The sequence below is a fragment of the Varibaculum cambriense genome (assembly GCF_022133705.1).
GTDB lineage: Bacteria > Actinomycetota > Actinomycetes > Actinomycetales > Actinomycetaceae > Varibaculum > Varibaculum cambriense_A.
The window spans coordinates 47,609-69,219 of record NZ_JAKNHJ010000004.1 but is presented as its reverse complement, the minus strand read 5'-3'; the positions used below and the strand labels follow the sequence as shown (position 1 = coordinate 69,219).

Sequence of the window (21,611 nt, the reverse complement as noted above, 5' to 3'; positions counted from 1 at the left end):
TTGTCCTTGATTTTCATTCTAAAGGCTTAGCTAGGATAGGGCTATGAGCTACGAATTTACCCTGGTACGCCACGCCCAGGCAGGTTACGGCCGCGGCGACCACTGCCGTCCCTTGACTCCAGCTGGGGTGCGGCAGGCGCGGCAGCTGGGGACGTTATTGGTTAAAGAGGGCGTTGAGGTCGAGCTGATATTGCATTCTACGGCGACTCGCGCGGCTCAAAGTGCGGAGCAGCTTGGGCAATCATACCCAGACGCGCAACTACTGCCAGAGGACGAGCTTTATCACTGCTCCCCGGAGCGGCTACTCCGTCTAGTGGGGGAGTATGCGCCCGTCGGTGGTACAGCCATCTTGGTAGTGGGACACGAACCGATTATCTCGATGACTGCCCAGCTATTAGCTCCAGACAACGCCGGTATTCCCTATGGAGTATCCACCGCTACCGCTATTGCTTTTAAAGTTACCGGATTTAATCACCTTGGTTCTTCCAGTGGGGAACTAACCGGAGTTTTTCACGCCCCACCGCGCGCCTAGGCCCAGACGCATACCCTGACATTTTCGTTGTGCTGCTACTTGGCTTAAATTGCCTAACGCACTGTTAGAGCCAGTGCGGGGAGCACTTCAAAAGAAGTGCTCCCCAGCAACTTAGAGAGTTTTAGCTTAATGATCGACGATAGTTCCCTTGGGGACTACGGTGATACCGCCCTCGGAAATTGTAAAGCCCCGTTCGCGGTCTTTAGCGTGATCAACGCCGATCTGTACCCCTTCGGCGACCTGCACATTCTTATCCAAGATGGCATTGTGGATCACGGCGGAGCGTTCCACATCTACCCCATTCATTAACACTGAGCCGTCCACAGATGAGAAGGAATGCAAGTGCACTCGGGGAGAGAGCATGGAACGTTCCACGCGTGCCCCGGAAATAATTACCCCGGGAGACACGATTGAATCCAGAGCCATGCCGCGGCGATTCTCGTCACTAAAAGTGCTCTTGGCGGGGGGCAACCAGGCGTCTAGCTTTGTGTAGGTCGGCCAGTCAAAGTTGTAGAGGTTGAACACTGGGGATACTGAGAGCAAGTCCTGGTGGGCCTCGTAGAAGGCATCGATCGTACCCACATCGCGCCAATAATCACGGTCGCGGTCGGTAGCGCCCGGAACTTCGTTCTCAATGAAGTCATAGCAGTTAACCCCGCCATGCTTTACAAAATAGGGAACCAAATCCCCACCCATATCGTGCTTTGAATCTTCATTCTTGGCATCTTCTTCTAAAGCAGCCACCAAGTCTTTGGTAGTGAAAACGTAGTTACCCATCGACGCCAAGAACTTGGTGGGATCATCAGGCAGACCCTCGCAGGTATCGGGTTTCTCGATGAAGCGATTAATCGTTCCATTAGTTTGATCAATAACCCCGAAAGCGCTGGACAGTTCAACCGGTTGCCGAATCCCGGCGACCGTACACGGCAGGCCGGATTTAATGTGGTCATCTACCATTTGTGAAAAGTCCATGCGATAGATATTGTCCGCCCCAATAATCAGGACGTAGTCGGGATTCTCATCACGCACAATATTTAGCGACTGGTAGACCGCATCTGCGCTGCCCAAATACCAATGCTTGCCGCGCCGCTGTTGGGCGGGCACCGGGGCAACATAGTTGCTCAGCAAGTCTGACATCCGCCAGGTGGTAGCTAAGTGACGGTCTAGCGAGTGCGATTTGTATTGGGTGAGTACCACCGAGCGGAGATAACCGGAGTTCACCACATTGGAAAGCGCGAAATCGATCAAACGGTAGGTTCCACCAAAAGGAACCGCCGGTTTCGCTCTATCTAAAGTAAGGGGCATCAGGCGCTTGCCTTCGCCGCCAGCCAGAATCATTGCTAACACATTAATTTTTCCCATGACGTCAGCTTATGCCAAGCTGCAGGGCTTGCGCGGGGATTTGAGCTTGATTAATTAAATGGTAATAGTCCGCTTACGTAGAATTTACAAAATATTAGTCTTCCGCTTTTTGCCTTGCCCCAGAATTCAGCGCAGAGACTTTCCCCGGGATAAGCGTTTTTGGTGCGGGGTAGGAGCGAAGGATTTCCCGTTTTTGCCCCGCGCCTTCACGATTCCACTAATCTAGTAGATAGCGGCAAAATTAAAGGTCACCTAGGAAAGGATCCCCAGATGCGTGTCGATTTGTTGAGTCGTGAGTACCCCCCACATGTCTATGGTGGCGCTGGCGTCCATGTAACTGAGTTGGCAAAGGTGCTGGCGGAAAGAATTGAGGTGGGGGTACATTGTTTCGATGGCTCCCGTCCCGATAGTGGCGGGAAAATCCAGGTTACCGGATACGACTATTGCCGCAAGCAGGACGGAGCGAACGCCGCGCTGCGTACCCTGGGGATCGACTTACAGATGGCGCAGCATTGCGACCGGGCCGACTTGGTGCATTCTCATACCTGGTATGCCAATATGGCTGGTCACTGGGCAAAGAAATTGTACGAGGTTCCGCATGTGGTGACGGCTCACTCTTTAGAGCCGCTCCGTCCTTGGAAACGAGAACAATTAGGTGGCGGTTATAACCTGTCATCCTGGGCAGAAGAAACGGCCTACCTAGCAGCCGATGCGGTGGTGGGGGTTTCCCACGGGATGAAGGAAGATATTTTACGTGCCTATCCGCAGATAGACCCGGATAAGGTTCATGTTATCCACAATGGTTTGGATCTAAGCGATTGGGCGCTACCTGCTGACCAGGAAGCGGTTGCCCAAACCCTAGCTAAGTACGGCATTAACCCGGATGTACCGACGGTGGTTTTCGTAGGGCGGATAACCCGCCAAAAGGGTCTGCCACACTTCTTGCAGGCGATCAAACAGATTCCGGCAGATTCTCAAGTAGTGCTATGCGCCGGGGCGCCCGACACCCCGGAGATTGAAAAAGAAGTACGCGAGTTGGTTGACGAATTATCAGCGGAGCGTAACGGAATCATCTGGATTGAGCAGATGCTCCCGCACGACCAGCTGGTCAACATTTTGTCGGCAGCGCATGTTTTTGTTACCCCCTCGATTTATGAACCGATGGGGATTGTCAATTTGGAGGCCGCGGCAATGGAGTTGCCGGTGGTAGGAACTGCTACCGGTGGGATTCCCGATTGTATTGCCGAGGGCGAGACCGGTTATCTAGTGCCGATCGAACAGTTAACTGACGGCAGCGGTACCCCCACGAATCCAGATAAATTCCACCGGGATATGGCCGAGCGCATCACTAAGCTGGTTGAAAATCCCGAGCTGGCCAAGAAAATGGGTAAAGCTGGACGTAAACGGGTGGAAGAAAAATTTTCTTGGCAGACTGTTGCCGATAAAACTGTGGAACTATACCGCTCTTTGTTATAGAGCCAATACGCAGCTAGAAGTCTGCTAGCTGCAGCGGGGGCGAGCACTTTGGGGAAGATGCTCGCCCCCGCCACTTATCGGCAAGCACACTGGTTAAGATGGGACATATGGATACTCTGCTCCGATTAAAACACGTCAGTTTTTCGCGTGGAGGAAACCCGATCCTTCAGGATGTTTCCTTCAAAACCAAACTGGGCGAGAACTGGGTAATCCTCGGCCCCAATGGGGCAGGGAAAACCACTCTAGTATCGATTCTAGCTGCGCGTAGCTATCCCTCCAGTGGGAAAGCCAAAGTGCTAGGGGAACGTCTAGGGGCAGTACCGGTGCAAGAATTGCATGAGCGGGTGGGGCTGTGTTCAACGGCGGCGCTGCGGGTAATCCCGCGCTCACAAACCGTCAAGGCGCTGATTCTTTCCGCCGCCTATGGCACTATGGTGCGCGGACGGGATCAAGATTTCGAAGATATCGACTATCAGCGCCGTACAAACCTGATGGAATTATTCGGGGTGGCAGCTCTCCAAGACCGTAAGATAGCTACGCTTTCCGATGGGGAGCGCCAGCGGGTGTTGATTGCTCGGGCTCTAATGGCTGATCCGGAGATCCTACTTTTGGATGAACCGGTAGCGGGGGTGGATCTGCAGGCTAGAGAACTTTTACTTTCCGCTCTCGATGAGCTCAGTTCGGATCCAAAGTCACCACAGATCGTGATGGTCACCCACCATTTAGAAGAAATACCGGCATCCTTTAATCGCGCAGCCTTGATGAAGGAAGGTAAAATCATGGCTAGCGGCGATATCGATCAGGTTCTGACCAGCGAAAAGCTTTCAGAAGCATTTAGTTTGCCACTAAAATGTGGACGCAGCGATGACGGACGTTGGTGGGCGCACGCCCGGTAGTGTCCGGTAACCGTCCTAGCTGGAACAAATAAATTTAAACCCCAAATATTGGTAAACAGTAAGGAAAGAATCGTGGACTCAGCGCAAGAAGATGTACTACAAAAGATTGCGGAACTGGGAGTAAAGTTCATTCGCCTGTGGTTTACCGATGTATCTGGCTCCCTAAAATCAGTGGCAATTGACCCCGCAGAACTTGAGGACGCCTTTAACGAGGGAATCGGATTCGATGGTTCCGCCATTGAGGGCTTTACTCGCGTCTACGAATCTGACATGTTGCTGCGTCCCGATGCCTCTACTTTTCAAATCTTGCCGTGGCGAGGCGAGGACGCCGAAGTCGGGCGAATGTTTTGCGATGTCTATACTCCAGATCTGCAGCCCGCCCGGTCCGATCCTCGCCGCGTACTAGAGCGGCAATTAGAGCGCGCCGCCGATCTTGGTTTTACTTTCAATATTCACCCCGAAATTGAGTTCTACCTGCTGCAGCCACCAACTTCCTTGGATGAGCCACTGCGTCCTATCGACAATGCTTCCTATTTTGACCATGTGCCTAACGGGGGAGACAACTCTTTTCGCCGTCGAGCAGTGGCAATGCTGGAAGAAATGGGAATTTCGGTAGAGTTTTCGCATCACGAAAACGGGCCGGGGCAAAACGAAATCGATCTGCGCGCCTCCGATGCCCTGACCGGATCCGATAACATCATGACTTTCCGGATCCTGATTGAAGAGATCGCGATGCAAGACCGGATGGTGGCCACCTTCATGCCGAAGCCCATGGCGGGGCAGGCCGGCAGCGGAATGCACACCCATATGTCACTTTTCGAGGGCGAGCATAACGCTTTTTACGATGGTGCCAGCGATGTTTATCAGCTCTCTGCCACCGGACAGGCTTTTACCGCCGGGCTGCTCTCTCACGCGCGTGAATACTCGGCGGTAGTAAACCAGCACGTCAACTCCTACAAACGTTTGTGGGGAGGCTCGGAGGCGCCCTCCTATATCTGTTGGGGACACAACAACCGCTCGGCGCTGGTGCGGGTGCCGCTGTATAAACCAGAAAAAGCCGGCGATGCCCGCATCGAATATCGCGGAACCGATCCGGCCGCTAATCCCTATTTAGCCTATGCCGCGCTGCTGGCTGCGGGACTAGATGGGATTGAAAAAGAAATGAAACTGCCTCTAGAAACCGAGGACGATGTTTGGCGCCTATCTGATAAGGAACGCCGCGCCCAAGGAATCCCCGCCCTACCTCTAACTTTAGAAGAAGCCGTGTCGGAGCTGCGCCAATCCGAGTTCATGGCCAAGGTATTGGGGGAGGAAGTTTTTGCCTATGTGCTGCGGAATAAAGAACGCGAATGGCGCGAATACTCGGCGCAGATAACCCGGGGAGAACTCGCAAAGTTCTTGCGAGTATAGCTATGGCTAGGAGAGTTAGTCTCGCTTCGCGCCTGCGCTCTAGCGGGGTTACCGAAGTAGCGCGCGCCGAAGGCTGGGTAAGTAGCCCGGTCTTTGCCCCGCTAGTACAAAATGAAGACTTTTGGCGGGAATTGTCAGCCTCTGCCCACCCCGACCAGGTGTTAGTGTGCTTAATCAATCTGTTAGAGGCGATAGAGGGGACGGGAGACTACCTGGCGGAGAATCCTCGCCAGTGCGCCCTGGTGATAGCTATTTGCGGAGTTTCTCGTTTTGCAGGTGATTACCTGATTAGCCATCCGCAGCTCCTGTCACAGCTAGAAGCCTCACAGTCAGAGGTGTATTGGGATGGTAAACGCTATCAAGTCCGTCAGGAACTAGATTTTATTGAGCGCTACCGCGCCCAGGTGCGCCAAGAAATTTTACAGGCGGTTAATGCCCAAGAAATCCGCAATGATACCTGGATAGCTCCGGAAAGTAATCTCAATGATCTGCGCCGCGCCTACCGCGCCCAGCTATTACAAATAATTGCGGAGGACGCCTCGCATCCCGATCCTTTAGCTTTCTTTTCCGTAGTAGCCGGAAAACTCAGCGCCCTAACCGACGCTACTTTAGAAGGAGCCCTCGCCCTGGCACGCGGAAAATATGATCCCGCAGGCGAGGTAGATTTCGCGGTGATTGCCCTGGGTAAAACCGGCGCGGGAGAGCTGAACTATCATAGTGACATCGACCTGATTTATGTGGCTGAGCCGGCTGAAAATGGCAGTCTCAATGAAGAAGAGGCTCTTAAGGTAGCTTCCCGCTTAGCAATCGGTATTTCGGCCGGGTGCTCTGGGCCAGGAATCGAGATGCCGCTGTGGCCAATAGATTTAGCGCTGCGCCCGGAGGGGCAAGATGGAGCTACTTGTCGCACCGTAGCTGCTCACGCCAAGTATTACCAAAAATGGGCAAAAACTTGGGAGTTTCAGGCGCTGTTAAAGGCGCGTCCGGCAGCTGGATCTCCCCGAGTGGCAGATGCCTATATGCAGGCAGTATGGCCGCTAGTGTGGACAGCAGTCGAGCGGGAAGGCTTCTTTAGCGACACTCGAGCAATGCGGATTCGAGTAGAAGAATCAATCCCTAGCCCTACAGCTGGCCGAGAACTTAAACTGGGGCCGGGCGGGCTGCGCGATATTGAGTTCTCGGTACAACTGTTGCAAATGGTGCATGGACGCACCGATGAGAACCTGCGAGTGCGCCCCACGCTACAAGCGCTAGACGCTCTCGCCCAGGGCGGATATATCGGCCGGGATCCTGCCCGGCAGTTGGCAGACGCCTACCGGTTCTTGCGGGTTGTCGAACACCGGATGCAAATGCAGCGGATGGCGCGTACCCATTTATTCCCGCAAAATCGTGAAGATGAGCGCCGGGTGGGCAGGTCTTTGCGTCAAGAACGTTTTGGCAAGAGCGGGGAACTCACCAGTTATTGGGAAAAGCTGAAACCACAGATCCGTGCCCTGCAACAAGATATTTTTTACCGCCCCTTGCTGCCGGCAACCGCGGGGCTGTCCAAAGCCGAGGCCGCCCTCAATCCCCAGGCGGCAGCCGATCGCCTCCGCTTGGCCGGATACCGGGACACTCGCGGAGCTTTAGGGCATATTGCTGCTCTGACCGCCGGGGTTTCTCGGCGCAGTCAAATCCAGAGCCATATTCTGCCGGTGCTGCTCGGTTGGTTGGCTGAGGGGCCGTCTCCCGATGCGGGCTTGTTGCGTTTTCGTCGCCTCTCGGAAGCAATTGGGAAATCCCACTGGTATATGGGACTGTTGCGGGATTCATCCCGGGTTGCCCACCGCCTGTGTACCATTTTGTCGCTCAGTCCCTATATTGCTCAGCGTCTTGAACATGTACCGGAAGCGGTGCAGTGGTTAGACGATGATGAAAAGCTCGCTACCCGCAGTTACGCTCAACTTTATGCCGAAATGGAGGCCTTGTCGCGGCGTCACCGGGACAGTTCGGCAGCGATAGATTTGATTCGCCAAACCCGGGGGCGAGAATTACTGCGTTGTGCCTTACGCGATGTGGTTAACCATTTAGATCCTATTTCTACCCAGGCGGCCATCACTGATATTAACGATGCCACCATTGCTGCCGCCAGCCAAGTAATCCTGCGCGAACTATCGGCTAAAGAGAAGGCTATTCCCCGGATTGCTCTAGTGGCGATGGGCAGAGGGGGAGGACGCGAATCTGCTTATGCCTCCGATGCTGATCTGCTAGTGGTACATTCTCCGTTAATTGATCCGCGTTGGAGCGAGCCGGGGGCAGTGGCAACAATACCGGCACCGCGGACGGAAAATACTCCTCCTGGTGCTACTTTGCGGTCTCACGCTAAACTATCCGCCCCCGAGGCTTCCCGGATTGCCGTCCTATTCGCGACGCGGCTGCAAGAAGAAATGAATCGGCCAGCTACTGCCCCCAGTTTGAAAATAGACTACGGACTGCGTCCCGAGGGCGAGGATGGAGTGCTTTCTCGCTCCTTAACGGCTCTGGGTGACTACTATGAACGTTGGGCTGAGCCTTGGGAAATACAGGCGCTACTACGTGCGCGCGCTTTTTGTGGCGACCAGGAGCTAATCACGCGTTTCGCCAATACTATTGATCAGATTCGCTATGAACGTCCCGTTAGTGAAGGCGGTATCCGGCAAATACGTCTACTTAAAGCCCGTATGGAAAATGAGCGAATTCCCGGCGGTCAGGACGCATCTTTGCATGTAAAACTGGGGCCGGGGGGACTAAGTGACGTGGAGTGGGTTGCCCAGTTATTGCAGTTACAGGGAGCGGATTCTTGCCCGCAGTTGCGGGTAACGTCAACGTTGGAAGCCTTAAAGGTAGCCGGTGAACAACGAATGCTGTCGGATGCCGATCTAAAGGTTTTGACGCAGGCCTGGAAGTTGGCATGCCGAATCCGGTGCGGAAATGTCTTGGTTACGAATCGAATGAGTGGCAATAAACTGGATTACCTACCTACCGCTGCTGCTCCTAGCTATGCCCTGGCGCGATTGCTGGGATATGCTCCCGGCAAAGAGAACGATTTGCGAGAAGACTATTTACGGCAGGCTCGCCGCGCTCGTGCGGTCATGGAGAGGGTATTTTACAATTCTTAAAATGCACAAATAGGACGAAAGAGGAACAGATGAAACTGGTTTTGATGCGTCATGGGCAAACTAGCGCAAATCTTACTGGAGCCCTGGATACTGCCGAGCCGGGTTCGCCCCTTAATGCCGAGGGGGAGCGGCAGGCACGAGCAGCGGTAAAGACTTGGGAAGAACTCGGTCTGCCTGACCCCCAACTTATCGTGACCTCGAATCTGATTCGCACCCACCAAACGGCTCGCCCTCTGGAAGAACGATTCGCCCTAACCCGGATACAAAACGGGGGCGCCAATGAAGTGCAGGCGGGAAAACTAGAAATGGCCAGTGACCTGGCTTCAGTTGAACAATATGTGCGTACTATCGGAGCCTGGATGCAGGGAGATACCCAGGTAAGGATGGAGGGGGCAGAAAGCGGCGCAGAAATTTTGGCACGTTTTAACCGGGTGGTCGCACAGGCTGCAGATGAGGTCGGTGCTGATGGGTGCGCGGTAATTGTCGCTCATGGCGCGATTATTCGCTATTGGTCGTATATGAATAGCCCGGAGATTACTTTCGCGCTGGCTGCTACGAAACCTGTTTCCAATGCTTCGCTAACGGTTTTCGAGGGCGAACCCGGGAGCTTTTCTGCTCAGATCTGGTCTTCGCGTCCGGTAGAAGACTGGGAAGTAGACGAGAGTGTAACTGAACTGCGTCCCTCGAAAGAGCTACTAGATAAGGTACTCGGGACTCCTAAAAAAGCATAGGAAGCAAGCGATAACCTGCCGAGCTAGTCTTACTAGCGTCCTATGGGAACCGTTATCCGGTGCGGCTATATCGCTTACTTTCCGCGCAGCATCCGGCGGTTAATCTTTGCTTTGTTGGGATCGACTCCACCGGGGAGACGATAGGCTTTATTTTGCAAAGACTGCAGCCGTTGTCCCACAATCGGAACCTCGTCCTTACTAATCTCTTTCTTCAAATGATTAATAGTTTTAAGGAGCTTGGAGATCGGAACCTGATTTTTCCCTTGCCCTGCCTGGATCTTATGAATAGGTACCGAAGGTGCCACTCGGTGACACTTGCGTTCTTGCTCATTTAGCAGCTCGGCAGCCCGCGAGGAGGGGCCTTCGGAAATAAGCACAATCCCTGGCCTGCCTACCAAGCGATACACCAGGTCTTGTTTGCGGTTAAAAGCTACTGGTTCTTCTTCGACTATCCAACCGCGTTTAATAGAACGCAAAATTGCGTACACATTTCCTTTAACTCCCTCTAGCTGCTTATACATGGCGTTATTAGCCATACGGGTAAGCAGGGTAGTCGCCAGCAGCATTCCTACCGAGGCTGCAATTATGATGTAGAAGATGGTGCGTCCTATGCTCACCGAGGTGAGTAGACAGATTATCAGCACTAGCAAAGGAACCGCTAACAGGACGGCTAGCATCGCCCACCCGATCCACGGATAGGTACGTTTGGTTACGCGGTAAACATCCGCGAAGTTGTTCCACCAGTGCTTCTTTTTCTGTGGGTTATTTTGTGTAGCCATGATGCTCTAAGCCTATCGAAAAAATGCGTAAATCGTATATTGCGCGGTTATCCCCAAAGCAAAGTTGGGAAAAATGTTACTGGCGAGCGTGGATATAGCAGTGACAAATCAGGATCAAAGCACTTTAGTGGAGACATGGAAACTAAACATGCCCTAAACAATCCGACTTGTCCGCAGCGAAGTAAGCAAAAAAATATCGTGGACGCCGCCGGTAGCAACTGGATAGCCCTGGCGGTAGACGCTGAGCAAGCGGCGTTATTAAAACTGATAGTACCGCAGGGGAGAACTATTTTTCCCTGTCCCCACTTGATATTTGATGACCAGGGAAAAAACTGGCTCCTGCGACCCGACTATCCCCAAAATCTGTTAGCGGCTAATACAAATAGCCAAACCGCAAAATTAAAAAGTGGTAGGGGACTGGGGGCGCTAGCGCCTGACGGAAAGCTGGCAAAAACAACGGGACTTAGGATCGCGACCGCACCCAGAAAAATCGGTATTGCCAGGGCTAATAGTGTCGGGAAATTTGCTGTATCTGATCCGTCAGCACAAACAAACCTAAACCCCAGCCTAGATCTGACGGCAGTGCGCAGCCCCGCAACCGACTTAAACGTAAAAAGCCCTTTGCTCAAGCCGGCAGGTAAACCCCGGGCAGTTTCCCTTGCCGTAAGACCGGCTTTACCGGGGAAAGCTTCGTTTGCAGCAAAACCTGCGGCAGCCCCGCCCTCGGTATTTGCCCCAAAAACTGAGACAGAAAAAACAGGCTCGCCGCCCCGAGCGGCTGGTGGCGCTCCGGCGCCCGCAAGTGCGCCCGCCTCGGACAGCGAAACCTATCTGGTTAAACCCATGTGGGAGAGACTAAAAGCCAAGGCCAAGCGGGAGACCAAGGCCAGTGAGCAGACCGATTTTGGGGATATTGAGATTCTCACCGAGCCTGTCGCCGCCTGGAAACTGTGGTTGCGTCGCATGATACCGCCAGCTTCAGTGGCCTTACTTGCCTTAGGTTCTTGGCAGCTCGCGGTAGGCTACTAAAACCTGTCGTTGAGTCATTGTGTGAGTTAGCAGTGCCAACCGCGCCCTAGTTGTATCTAGGGGGCGGTTGGCGTCTGGCCAAGCCGGTAAGCCGCTTTGTCCAGTGCTTCGCCAGAAATAAAACAGCTACTTACTGCTATCCCGGGCAGTCTCGGTAGCAGAATCAACCGGTGCTGAAATAGTTTCCTCAGTTCCGCTTTCTGGATCGACTGAGGAATCCTCCACGCTATCTGAGGGAACCGGATGTCCCTCGGGATCTTTATAGGTTTCTTCCTCTTCGTCCCAATAGACCGGGTTGCCATGCTTATCTAGATAAGTCTGGGAGGAATAGTCATAATCAATAGGATTACCTTCGGTATCGGTGCGCCGATACCATTCAGTGAGTTCAGGGGCGGTGGAATCAAAATCTGCACCCGCTCCCTCTCCTTCTTTAGTGGGAACCACTACGATCTTGAAATCATCACCATAGCTCTTAAGGCCGCCTACTACTGCTTTAGAAAGCGCGGAACGTTCAAAATTACGTCTAATGGTGAAAGGATCCCGCGATAGATCTCGTAAGAGGGCGATGATCATGGCGGCCACAATAATCGCAAACGGCAAGGAGGTTACGATAATCAAATTTTGCATTCCTTGGAGGGCGTCTTGACCGCCAACGAGCATGCCTACTACCGCGATACCGGCCAGGCAGAGCCCCCAGAAAACCGTGATTTTACGATCCGGAACCGGTTTACCCTGCTGAGAAAGTGAACCCATTACCACTGAAGCAGAATCGGCAGAGGTAATAAAGAAAATAGCCAAGCAGATCATGGCGATTACTGAAGTTATTTTACTGAGCGGCAAATTTCCGAGTAGGGCAAATAACATCACTTCTGCCCCTTCTTCTACCGGCATGTCTGTACCTTGAATCTGCATATACATGGTGGTTCCGCCGTAGATGCAGAAGGAAATCAAACATACCAGGGTGGGGGCAAGTAATACTCCGGTTACAAACTGACGTAAAGTCCTGCCACGCGAGATGCGGGCAATGAATAGTCCTACGAAAGGAGACCAAGAAATCCACCATGCCCAGTAGAAGACAGTCCAGGCCGAAACGAACTGTCCTGCCTCCGGCCCAAAGGAAGGAGAGGTAGAAAGCAAACCAAATAAATCGGATAAGTAGTTCATCAAAGTGGAAGGCATCAGGTTCAAGATGAACACGGTTGGGCCGGCAAAGAAGATGAACGCCATGAGGCACAAGGCTAGCCCCATGTTGATATTGGAGAGCAAGCGGATTCCGCGCGAGATTCCCGAGACCGCTGAAGCGATGAAGGCTGCTGTTAGCACCGAAATAATCAGGAACAGACCGGCATTACCGATTTTCCCGATGCCGGTAACTAGCTCGGCGCCGCGGGCAATCTGTAAGGCTCCCATACCCAAGGAGGCACAGGTACCAAAGAGGGTGGTGGTAATCGCCAACATGTCGATTATTTTTCCAATCCCACCTTGAGCAAATTTGTGTCCGAGCAGGGGCTCGAAAATGGAAGAAATCAAAGGTACCCGTCCGCGTCGGTAGGTGCCGTAAGCGATAGCGCAACCCACCAGGGCGTAAATCGCCCAGGCATTGAGCCCCCAATGCAGCATCGTTTGTGACATGGCATCATTGAGTGCCTGATAGCTTCCCGGTTTAGCGTTGGAATGGGGGGCAGGATTGGTGAAATAGATCATCGGCTCATAGGGGCCGAAGAATAGCAGCCCGATCCCCATGCCGGCGCTGAACATCATGGCAATCCAAGAACCATAGGAATACTCGGGTTCTTCGTTATCTCTGCCCAAAGGAATATTTCCATAGCGCGAAAGCCCTATGAAAATCATAAACAGCAAAATAATGGCTGCCAGAATAGAGAATAACCATCCGGTATTGTCTACCACCCATTGCAAGACCACTTCGGATACGCTGCGCAGAGAATCGGTAGAGATAAGTCCCCACAGAATAAACCCGAGAACTAAGGTGCCGGTGCATAAGAACACCACCTTGTCAGTTCGGTACTTGATGATTTGCTCATCAATGGCAATACCGCGAACCAATGCCGGATGCATTCCATGAGGATAGGGAACTTTATGTAACAGATTTTGGGTTTGCTCTTTGGCGATCCGGGTTCCACGCTTCCAGGCACTGGGGTGCGACTGCCTGGGGGGCTCGGGATTAGTTTTGCTTGCGGGCTTCGCAGGGGAAGTAGTAGCTGTTCTCTTGGAGACCGGATGATGGGAAAGCGTATTGCGCGGGTGTTCACTGTGCGACGCGAACCGGTGAACACGGTCGCGATCGGATCGTTCTAACTGGGAAATTCGGCGATCATATTTCTCCAGAAGCTGACGCAGCTCTTCCCCTCGTCCGGGGTGCTTTCCATTTGGATGTCTAGATCCGTGCGGTCGGTTTTCTATGGGCTGTTTGCGATTGTCTTTATTATTCTCAGTCATACTTGGTTTTATTCGTTATCTCTTCTTAAACTGCCACTATTGCCACCGCATTGCGCGGCTAGTTGCCTTATTTAACTTGTTGGCCAGCTGCTTTTAAGCCCGCCACTAAAGATGTGCGGATTTCCTCCATCGTATTAGTGACCCCGCTGGGATTAGACGGCAACATCAGGGTCTGGGTGTTTGAATACTTTGCCACCTCGGCCAGGGTATCAAAGTATTGGGTCATCAAGAGAATCTGTTGTGCCTGGTCACCAATACCAGCGTCCCGTAAGGATTCGTATTGTTCTACCAATCCTTGCACTATGGCGCGCCTTTGGAGAGCGATGCCTTCACCCTGGAGGCGTTTAGACTCGGCATCGGCTTCAGCTTGTTTAACCAGCTTGATTTTATCGGCTTCTGCTAGTTGGATAGCAGCTTCTCGCTCACGCTGAGCAGCGTTAATGGAATTCATAGAATCGCGGACTCGCTTATCGGGGTTTATATCGGTAACTAGTGAGTTCACGATCCGGAAACCGTAGCGTGCCATTTGTTCTCCCAAAGAAATCTCAATCTCTTGAGCAATCGTGTCTTTTGAAGAAAAAGCTTCATCCAGGTTCAACTGGGATAGGGAAGAACGTACCCGGTCGAATACATAGGAAGTGATCTGTTGGGCAGGGTTAGACAGGGAATAGAATGATGCGGCCGAATCTTGTACCTGAAACTGTACCGAAACCGGGATCGCTACAAACACGTTATCTTTGGTTTTGGTTTCTACTACCAGATCTAGTTGCTGGATCCTGCGTTCTACAATTTTGGCGATCCGGTCGATAATTGGAATCTTAATGTTTAGGCCGGGGGTACAAACACGCCTATACTTTCCGAAGCGTTCGATAATCGCTTCGGTCTGCTGTTTAACGATGAAAATCGCGGAGTACAACAGGTACCCGATCAGTACTAATAGCAGTATTGAGATCAGCGTGCCGCTACCTACAATCCCGGTCATTGGTGAATCCTCCTACAAATAGCCCCGGCTTGGTGGACAGTTATAGAATATCAACCCCGCTTGGGTTCGCGCTTTGAAAAATATAAAAGCTATCCAGCTACGGTTTTTACTGCCAGAAAAGTTTCCAAAGCCTAAAATCCCAGCTTAAAGTAGCTGTGAGCAGACCCACGCAAAGTCAGTTTGGTAATCCCTAGGTCTTTATAGATATACTTTCATACGCAACGCGGATGTAGCTCAGTTGGTAGAGCATCACCTTGCCAAGGTGAGGGTCGCGAGTTCGAGTCTCGTCATCCGCTCGATTTAGAGGGCGTCGCCAAGCGCGGCGCTCTTTGATTATGGTGGGTTGGTCGAGTGGTTAGGCAGCGGCCTGCAAAGCCGTGTACACGGGTTCGAATCCCGTACCCACCTCGGGCGATTGGCGCAGCTGGTTAGCGCGTTTCCTTGACACGGAAGAGGTCGCTGGTTCGAGTCCAGTATCGCCCACCATTAGACTTATTCAGTAAGAGTCGCTGATTCTGTTTGTTGTACTTTTTCTATTATAGAAATATAATGTTAGTGTATCCGTCCGAATTAGGATGTCTCTATGTTCCTTATCCGATTGGTCGGCGTCCGAAGGGCAAAGCTCTAAACAGTTTGAAGGTGGGATTCGTGACTACTTCGAGATCTATAAGTCTGAAACAAGGGCTCGCGTTCGCCTTGAGCGCATTGGTGGTTATTAGCCTGTTGGTTATTAATGCCATTCCTTCCTCTCCAGCGCAGGCAGCCGCAAGGCCGTTTCCCGATTACGATCTGAGTTTTGAGTGGATCCACGGGCAAGTTGACAAAGACTGGAAGCCGGGTGACCCCGGAGATGGCTGCGTAAGGTCTGCTGCGAAGGAAGTCACGCCGCTTTCGCACTTCGGTTTCAGAGCGAAGCTTAATCCTTGTGATGGCGTGCGAACCACCATGAAATTCAAGTACAACAACGTGGATCCTCAGATGGCTCCGACGCGGGATTTCCGTCTTGGAGTGACGTGGCAGTACACCAGAAGAAGTGACAACGATCCTTACACTTGGAAGCCGGTTGAGAATTTTACGATGGATGGCGAACCGGTACCCGCCGAAAAGTATGACCCGTCCAGTCAAGATAGCGTGGTGGTGAAGAACAAGGACGGGTCCTGGAGACACCTGGGTAACAATAACCCGCGCGATTTCTTCGAACCGGCGCATATCGTGTTCGACGACGAGTTCCATAATGATGAAGTCCACACGTTCCAGTGGGACGCTTACCTGCCCGCCGATGGAGATCACGCGGGGATGTCAATTGGTACCGGTTCAACCGGTGATACGCAAGGTGGATCGATTGGCGCGAAGGCAAACGGCCTGTACGTGAGCATTCCCGCCTCCGCCGACTATCGTTACGTTCTCGATTCTGAATACCGGGCAGCACAGAAGGTAGAGGACAACGCAAAGATTCCGAATCGGCTCCTGGCCTCTTGGTCCGGCCCGCTAGAGGGATCGACCTACACCACCATTCCCTGTCTGGAAAAGCAACAACTGGCGCCTGTCATGGCGAAACAGAGCATCACCGACATCTACCCCGAGCTCGCTGGGGTCGTGGAGAATCCGGGAGAGGTTAAGTTCCAAGATGGTTCCGGGAGTTATGCACTGGCCAGCTACCCGTACGAGTTTTACGTAGGACAACCAGGAAACTGGACGTCGGTTTCCGGTTTGAGAATGATGAATTGGGATAGCGAGTCGCAAACGTTCAAGCCCTACGGGGATAAGAACATTCCTTACAAACCGACATTTGATTCGGTGAGGAAGGATATCCCCGGCTACACATACGTTGACAACGACCTGCCTATCCTTAAGGACGGGCGCATGGATATGCCTGGTTATGTTAGGTCCGAGGCGCCAAACTTAGAACTGTCTTATCACAAGACACCGGGCGTAGATACGCAGCACATGTATTTCACTTACAAGAAGAATCCGGGCACGTTCAATCTCTCTAAGCAAGCTGAGGACGGCACCGCGCTGGCAGGAGCAAAGTTCGAACTGTATCAGCTGGTGAATGAGAAGCCATCCCTGTGTGGCGTGGAACCAGATTTGACCAATACGGAAGAGGTTACCGTTTGCCCAGTGCGCACCCCATCCTCACCGGGTGAGCTAGGGGACATGCTTAACGCCGCGCCAACGAATTGCGAGACCAAACGGGTTCGTAAGGTTGTGCTGGAAGGATTCAACGCAGATGGTTCGTTCACTACGGGTGAGGACGGCACCTTCACCCCAGCGGGTAAGCCTGCCCTGGAGCCAGGCGATTACCTTCTTCGCGAAGTTAGCGCCCCTCAGGATTATAAGATCTTGAACGAATACATCCCGTTCGAGGTTCCAATTCAGGCAAAGAAGGATGCGGAAGGCAAGTTGGTGTCTGCCCAAGTCCCGGCAAATATTAACGTCAAGAACTACAAGACTCCGCCTCCTCCAACCACGGAGCCACCTACACCGTCGTCTACTCCGCCTACTTCAACTACTCCACCTACGCCGTCTACTCCACCTACTCCACCTACGCCGCCGCTTCCAAAGACCGGTGCCGCGGTTTTGTGGACAGCGACAGTGATTTTGCTCGTCGCAGGAGCAGTCCTCACCGTAGCTCGGAAGAAGAACCTGCAGTAACGGTAAGGCTGCGGCCTGACTAACCACGCAATGTAAATCGGGTGCCTGATAAATGTCAGGCACCCGATTTCGTTGTTAAATCTGTTATTTGTCGGCGGGGTCCCGATGAAGTTAGGGCAGCTTACTCAGGCTAGAAAATGGGCATTAGCCCGTTAATTATTTGCCCGGCAGCCAGGCGCTAGACCCCACGCAACTTTTCTTGGAGTTGTGGGGGCAGGGTCTTTAAGACCTCTTTTGGCATCGCCGCCGAAAACGGATTTTTCTCCTCATAGCTGCAAAGCTTGCACAGCTCGCCCTCGCTAGACAGATGCGGGTTACGGCAGCGTTTACATTCACTTAGTTCCTGCGTCTCTTCCCGGGTTTTTAAAGCGGTGAAAATCTCTAGCGAACGCTGGCTGGCAATCTCGGATTGAGAATGCTGTGGGCAATAGCGGACTGCCAAACGGCAAGCGGGGCAGAGCCGATGCCAATTACTGCCGGCTGCCGATAAGTCAAAATCTTTATTTTCGGGGCACAAACGGATCTGCGAGCGACAGGCATTGCAACGCAGTACATGGATAGCATCTACCCGTTCCAGTAAAGGTAAAAAGTTTTCGGAGGCGTCATTTTTCGCCGGGGATTCCGGTGACAGGCAGCGGGCAGGAACATCTGGGGAGTGGATCGCGCTGACTACTCGGTTTTCGATTCGTTGCCCCTGAGTGAGCAAATGGTAAGCCTGGAAAGTACGAACCGCGTGGGAGGCTCCCAGAGCTAACGGAGAACCATTTGACACCGGTAGTAAGAGGCGGCGGGGCAGCGGCACCGAATCTAAACTGACTTCTCGGGGACGGCGGGTAGCTTTTTTAGGGGGGTAATAAGTAGCTATTAATGACCCGAGTCGCGTCCTGGCCGCTGCTAACTTATCATCTAGGCTGCTAGCGCACTGCGCGCATCCTAAAATCTGCAGACTTTGAACCTCGCTAGCTAGCAGTTGCGCCCCTAAATCAGCGTGGAAGCTTTCCCCTAAGCATCCCTGCCAGGTCAGAAGGGCATCTTTCTTTCCCACTTTGACGCCCGGGAGAGACTCGCACCTAATAACTAGGGTGTTTATAGGGTCTTGCGCGCTAATCCAACGGAGCAAGGACGAAAAACCACCAGGAAGCAAAACTAACTATCCTCTACGGGTAGGCGACGAGTTAACGGAACTGGGACCGGGCCAGAGGAGACTTCTTGGGGAGGACGCACCTTGGGGGCAATTTTTAGCTCATAACCGGCAGTAACTAGCTCTTGCTGCCATTGTGAAAGCGTCTGTCCGGACAAGATTAAGACCGTGCGGAGCCATTGGGTTTTTGCAAGTTTTTCGCCCTCGAGACAAAAATCGGGTGCCCAAGTTAGCAGATGCTCGCCGCTAAAGCCACAGAGTACCCCCATTGTCTGCTCTCCTTGTTCTTGATCTCTGCCTGCGAAACAATCCGCGGCTTTTAACAGACATTTGCTTACAAAGTCCATCTCCAGTCCGATATGGTCATCAGGTTCTTGGCCTAGGTGGGGAGCCTGAAAACCCATGGCGCCATAATAACGGCGAACCTGCACGGTTTCGTCGTCAAATACTAAACCATCATCACAGCGATGTACCGATTCAAACGGAGGTAGCTGGGCGCTACCGGTGATTCCATACAGAGTGTTCTGATCTGACCAGAGCGTATAGATATCCTCTTCACTGGGGTTAGCAGCTAGCTCGCTACGCAGGTCTGCTAGAGCCTGAGTGCCCTTTGAGGTCAGGGGGAGTGGCCACTGATCGGTCATTGATAGAAAATCTTTGACCACGCCCTCATCGGGAGGGTTCAGATGCAGGGCACCCAGGATACAAAAAGCAGCAGCGTAAGAATCTAGTACCTTTGGGTCCATAGATTTAATGCTATCCCAATAAGGTATTGATGCCTGCGCGAACCAAACCTTCGTAGTGTAGCCCTCGCCCGATCAACTCAGTCGCGAAGGCAAGGAGGAAGGTTACCCAAAGTGTGATCACCAGGGAACGCTTGGGGTAAGCGGCATCCGAGATATAGCTGCGCAGTACCAGAGCTATCAGCAAAATCGTAACTACCAGTAACAATAACCGGATCAGTAGATAGCCATGTGCGGTCATATTATGGGCTACTTGCCGTTCTAGCGGGCTGCCTAGTCCCAATTGCGTCATAAAGAACGCGTAGGACATCAAGATAATTAGGCCGGCAGAAGCGGCGATCCCAGTAGTAAGCCGCATCGAACGTTTGGTTAATTCGATTAAGCCCTCTGGAAGCTTTCCGGGAGGAAACAGGCCGCGTCGCAAAGCAGCTTTAAAGCCTTTGCTGGCGGCATCCGATTTTTTCTCACTGGCTCCGCGCTGTTTCATTCGCCAAGTGGTTAGCAGGGCAATCGCTACTGCTAAGGAGCCAGTAAATAAAGCGGAACAGAAGAAACTGACCCAAACAAACCAGGTATTCCAGGCGGGAACGGTACCGGTAAAGTAGTAAACCCCGCACATGGAAATTATTAGGCAAAGACCAGATATAGCGGTTAAAGCAGCGAATATATCTCTAACGGTACGACTAAAACGGTTAAACCATTGAGTGAGCGCAAAGATCAGTCCGAACAGCGCATAGAGCACTCCGGAGATCAGTTCGCGTGAGAGCCAAGATGATCCCAGGTGCAACAGGGTATAGGGTGCATGGAAGGGATCGTTCAGATGGAAAAACGCGGCAAAGAATCCCAGAATTAGCAGCGGTCCGGCTGCGTACAACCCCGCGTTGGTCAGGCTGTCGATTGCAGACTGTTTAACGCCTGCCCGCCGACCAATCAGCTGGATGATTCCCAGGATCCAAAATGCCCCTACTGACATTTGAGCGACAGTAGTAAAGATAATCATGGGCAGTTCGCCGATATGCATGATGCTCCTTAACCTAGCGGGTGAATAAGATGTTCAGATTCTAAATCTCTTTAGGACTTTGGATGATGCCGCTGCCTTTATCCCAGTCTTGGGCATCACGGTGCGGTTTGATTACCAGGTGCGGTTCGGTGATGGATGGATCCGGCAACGGGGCGATTCCTGCCTCATCTCCGAATTCCTTACGCAGTTCCTCAATGGGGCCCCAACCAAGAGCGCGGGTAGGACAAGCATCCACACAGGCAGGATTCTGTCCCTGGCTGCGATAGTCATAGCACAAATCGCATTTAGACATATGTCCGCTGCGGGCATCCAATTGGGGAGCTCCGTAGGGGCAAGCCCATTGGCAGTAGCGGCAACCTACGCATTTAGATTGGTCTACATAGACGGTGCCATCTTCGCGCTGGGTCATAGCGGTAGTCGGGCATACCTGCACGCAAACCGGGTTCTCGCAGTGGTTGCACGCTACGGAAGTGTAGTAACTAAAAACATTGTGCCGGAAAGTACCGTCAGTTTCATTTACTTTCCAAGTACCGCCGGTATATTCAATTACCCGTCTCCAGGTCATACCTACTGGCAAATCATGCTTATCTTTACAAGCGATTTGGCAGGCCTTACAACCGTTACAAAGGTTCTGATTAAAAACAAACCCATACTTGGCGCCTTTTTTGGTTAAAGGCTCAGTTAAAGTGTTGTTCCTGCTGGGAGTAGGAATCGCATCGTCGGCCATCGCGTCCTCCTTGCAAAGACTGTGGTAAATACGTCAGGCAGCCCGGTTTGCTGCCATATATTGCTATGTGGTTGTGACTTTTTTGTGGGCTATATAAACAGGTTTAATAATCTCTAGGAAACACCTATTGCTATTTTTCTGTTAATACAAAACTATTTTCCTAGTTAATGTTCAGATATTTATTTTGGGTATTCTGCGTTTAGGGAGCCGGCATTTTTTAGCACCTCCCCAGATTGGGTAGCTGACTGTGCCCACGCCTCAATTTCTTCTTGAATGGTCTCGCGAATCATCTGTTTAGGGCTATAGCTAGAAAGGTTGAGATTACGCAAAACTTTTAAGTTTTCTAGATCTTCGGGGGTAAGCCCCGCAAAATCCCCAGAGGTTTCTTGCCGCAACTTCGCTGACCAATCCCGGAAACTAGTTAGGACTCTACGTAGTGCCGTTAGCCCCTGCGCCACGTTCTTCGGTCCTAAAACCAGGGCAGCGATCACCGCCAGCACCAAGAATTCGCTGCCGCTGATTCCGAACATTAT

Annotated in this window: 17 protein-coding genes and 3 tRNA genes; 11 read left to right on the top strand and 9 right to left on the bottom strand. The window is 52.4% G+C overall.

The window, feature by feature from the left end; translation table 11 throughout:
* Nucleotides 1-43: 43 nt before the first annotated feature.
* Nucleotides 44-532: a SixA phosphatase family protein gene (locus L0M99_RS02775; RefSeq protein ID WP_238127658.1), complete on the top strand. Its 489-nt coding sequence runs from the start codon at nt 44-46 to the stop codon at nt 530-532.
* Between the two features lie 126 nt (nt 533-658).
* Here L0M99_RS02775 and L0M99_RS02770 read toward each other — a convergent pair whose 3' ends face one another.
* Nucleotides 659-1,894, bottom strand: coding sequence for a glucose-1-phosphate adenylyltransferase (locus L0M99_RS02770; RefSeq protein ID WP_238127657.1), 1,236 nt, complete (start codon nt 1,892-1,894; stop codon nt 659-661).
* Nucleotides 1,895-2,164: 270 nt separating this feature from the next.
* On the opposite strand from L0M99_RS02770, the gene glgA reads away from it, so the two are divergent.
* The 5 genes from glgA (at nt 2,165) to L0M99_RS02745 (ending at nt 9,544) form a co-directional block, all read left to right on the top strand.
* Nucleotides 2,165-3,370: a glycogen synthase gene (glgA, locus tag L0M99_RS02765; RefSeq protein WP_238127656.1), complete on the top strand. Its 1,206-nt coding sequence runs from the start codon at nt 2,165-2,167 to the stop codon at nt 3,368-3,370.
* A 107-nt stretch (nt 3,371-3,477) separates the two neighbouring features.
* Nucleotides 3,478-4,266 (top strand): ABC transporter ATP-binding protein, encoded by a 789-nt coding sequence (locus L0M99_RS02760; protein ID WP_238127655.1) that lies wholly within the window; start codon nt 3,478-3,480, stop codon nt 4,264-4,266.
* Between the two features lie 72 nt (nt 4,267-4,338).
* Nucleotides 4,339-5,676: a glutamine synthetase family protein gene (locus tag L0M99_RS02755; protein ID WP_024059073.1), complete on the top strand. Its 1,338-nt coding sequence runs from the start codon at nt 4,339-4,341 to the stop codon at nt 5,674-5,676.
* A gap of 2 nt (nt 5,677-5,678) precedes the next feature.
* Nucleotides 5,679-8,813 (top strand): bifunctional [glutamine synthetase] adenylyltransferase/[glutamine synthetase]-adenylyl-L-tyrosine phosphorylase, encoded by a 3,135-nt coding sequence (locus tag L0M99_RS02750; protein ID WP_238127654.1) that lies wholly within the window; start codon nt 5,679-5,681, stop codon nt 8,811-8,813.
* 29 nt (nt 8,814-8,842) lie between these two features.
* Nucleotides 8,843-9,544 carry a histidine phosphatase family protein gene (locus L0M99_RS02745; protein ID WP_238127653.1) on the top strand — a complete coding sequence of 234 codons (702 nt, stop codon included), beginning with the start codon at nt 8,843-8,845 and terminating at the stop codon, nt 9,542-9,544.
* A gap of 74 nt (nt 9,545-9,618) precedes the next feature.
* Here L0M99_RS02745 and L0M99_RS02740 read toward each other — a convergent pair whose 3' ends face one another.
* Entirely contained in the window at nt 9,619-10,323 is a 705-nt protein-coding gene (locus L0M99_RS02740; RefSeq protein WP_024059070.1) for a DUF4191 domain-containing protein, read from the bottom strand.
* A gap of 135 nt (nt 10,324-10,458) precedes the next feature.
* Here L0M99_RS02740 and L0M99_RS02735 point away from each other — a divergent pair, with 135 nt between their 5' ends.
* Entirely contained in the window at nt 10,459-11,352 is an 894-nt protein-coding gene (locus L0M99_RS02735) for a hypothetical protein (protein ID WP_238127652.1), read from the top strand.
* Between the two features lie 126 nt (nt 11,353-11,478).
* Here the strand turns inward: L0M99_RS02735 and L0M99_RS02730 are convergent, their stop codons facing one another.
* Both L0M99_RS02730 and L0M99_RS02725 read right to left on the bottom strand, forming a co-directional pair.
* A complete protein-coding gene (locus tag L0M99_RS02730; RefSeq protein ID WP_238127651.1) occupies nt 11,479-13,809 on the bottom strand; it encodes a BCCT family transporter in 2,331 nt (776 codons plus the stop codon).
* Between the two features lie 67 nt (nt 13,810-13,876).
* Nucleotides 13,877-14,791, bottom strand: a complete 915-nt coding sequence (locus tag L0M99_RS02725; RefSeq protein ID WP_024059067.1) for an SPFH domain-containing protein — start codon at nt 14,789-14,791, stop codon at nt 13,877-13,879.
* Between the two features lie 223 nt (nt 14,792-15,014).
* On the opposite strand from L0M99_RS02725, the gene L0M99_RS02720 reads away from it, so the two are divergent.
* From L0M99_RS02720 to L0M99_RS09900, 4 genes are all read left to right on the top strand, one after another.
* Nucleotides 15,015-15,087: transfer RNA gene (locus tag L0M99_RS02720), tRNA-Gly, on the top strand.
* A gap of 41 nt (nt 15,088-15,128) precedes the next feature.
* Nucleotides 15,129-15,199: transfer RNA gene (locus tag L0M99_RS02715), tRNA-Cys, on the top strand.
* 1 nt (nt 15,200) lies between these two features.
* A tRNA-Val gene (locus tag L0M99_RS02710) sits at nt 15,201-15,277 on the top strand.
* 162 nt (nt 15,278-15,439) lie between these two features.
* Complete coding sequence (locus L0M99_RS09900; RefSeq protein ID WP_238127650.1) at nt 15,440-17,446, top strand: SpaA isopeptide-forming pilin-related protein; 2,007 nt, start codon at nt 15,440-15,442, stop codon at nt 17,444-17,446.
* 178 nt (nt 17,447-17,624) lie between these two features.
* Here L0M99_RS09900 and L0M99_RS02700 read toward each other — a convergent pair whose 3' ends face one another.
* The 5 genes from L0M99_RS02700 to L0M99_RS02680 form a co-directional block, all read right to left on the bottom strand.
* The gene (locus L0M99_RS02700; RefSeq protein WP_238127649.1) at nt 17,625-18,491 is read right to left on the bottom strand and encodes a hypothetical protein; all 867 of its coding nucleotides are present in this window, start codon (nt 18,489-18,491) and stop codon (nt 17,625-17,627) included.
* Between the two features lie 101 nt (nt 18,492-18,592).
* Nucleotides 18,593-19,333, bottom strand: coding sequence for a TorD/DmsD family molecular chaperone (locus L0M99_RS02695; RefSeq protein ID WP_238127648.1), 741 nt, complete (start codon nt 19,331-19,333; stop codon nt 18,593-18,595).
* 10 nt (nt 19,334-19,343) lie between these two features.
* Nucleotides 19,344-20,351, bottom strand: coding sequence for a dimethyl sulfoxide reductase anchor subunit family protein (locus tag L0M99_RS02690; RefSeq protein WP_238127647.1), 1,008 nt, complete (start codon nt 20,349-20,351; stop codon nt 19,344-19,346).
* Between the two features lie 40 nt (nt 20,352-20,391).
* Nucleotides 20,392-21,078: a DMSO/selenate family reductase complex B subunit gene (locus L0M99_RS02685; protein ID WP_024059062.1), complete on the bottom strand. Its 687-nt coding sequence runs from the start codon at nt 21,076-21,078 to the stop codon at nt 20,392-20,394.
* Between the two features lie 179 nt (nt 21,079-21,257).
* Nucleotides 21,258-21,608, bottom strand: coding sequence for a hypothetical protein (locus L0M99_RS02680; protein ID WP_024059061.1), 351 nt, complete (start codon nt 21,606-21,608; stop codon nt 21,258-21,260).
* Nucleotides 21,609-21,611 lie beyond the last annotated feature (3 nt).

Bases quoted from the DNA above. Each gene is read 5' to 3' on its own strand.
- L0M99_RS02775 (WP_238127658.1), top strand. From the start codon at position 44: ATGAGCTACGAATTTACCCTGGTACGCCACGCCCAGGCAGGTTACGGC.
- L0M99_RS02770 (WP_238127657.1), bottom strand. From the start codon at position 1,894: ATGGGAAAAATTAATGTGTTAGCAATGATTCTGGCTGGCGGCGAAGGC.
- glgA (WP_238127656.1), top strand. From the start codon at position 2,165: ATGCGTGTCGATTTGTTGAGTCGTGAGTACCCCCCACATGTCTATGGT.
- L0M99_RS02760 (WP_238127655.1), top strand. From the start codon at position 3,478: ATGGATACTCTGCTCCGATTAAAACACGTCAGTTTTTCGCGTGGAGGA.
- L0M99_RS02750 (WP_238127654.1), top strand. From the start codon at position 5,679: ATGGCTAGGAGAGTTAGTCTCGCTTCGCGCCTGCGCTCTAGCGGGGTT.
- L0M99_RS02745 (WP_238127653.1), top strand. From the start codon at position 8,843: ATGAAACTGGTTTTGATGCGTCATGGGCAAACTAGCGCAAATCTTACT.
- L0M99_RS02740 (WP_024059070.1), bottom strand. From the start codon at position 10,323: ATGGCTACACAAAATAACCCACAGAAAAAGAAGCACTGGTGGAACAAC.
- L0M99_RS02735 (WP_238127652.1), top strand. From the start codon at position 10,459: ATGGAAACTAAACATGCCCTAAACAATCCGACTTGTCCGCAGCGAAGT.
- L0M99_RS02730 (WP_238127651.1), bottom strand. From the start codon at position 13,809: ATGACTGAGAATAATAAAGACAATCGCAAACAGCCCATAGAAAACCGA.
- L0M99_RS02725 (WP_024059067.1), bottom strand. From the start codon at position 14,791: ATGACCGGGATTGTAGGTAGCGGCACGCTGATCTCAATACTGCTATTA.
- L0M99_RS02695 (WP_238127648.1), bottom strand. From the start codon at position 19,333: ATGGACCCAAAGGTACTAGATTCTTACGCTGCTGCTTTTTGTATCCTG.
- L0M99_RS02690 (WP_238127647.1), bottom strand. From the start codon at position 20,351: ATGCATATCGGCGAACTGCCCATGATTATCTTTACTACTGTCGCTCAA.
- L0M99_RS02685 (WP_024059062.1), bottom strand. From the start codon at position 21,078: ATGGCCGACGATGCGATTCCTACTCCCAGCAGGAACAACACTTTAACT.
- L0M99_RS02680 (WP_024059061.1), bottom strand. From the start codon at position 21,608: ATGTTCGGAATCAGCGGCAGCGAATTCTTGGTGCTGGCGGTGATCGCT.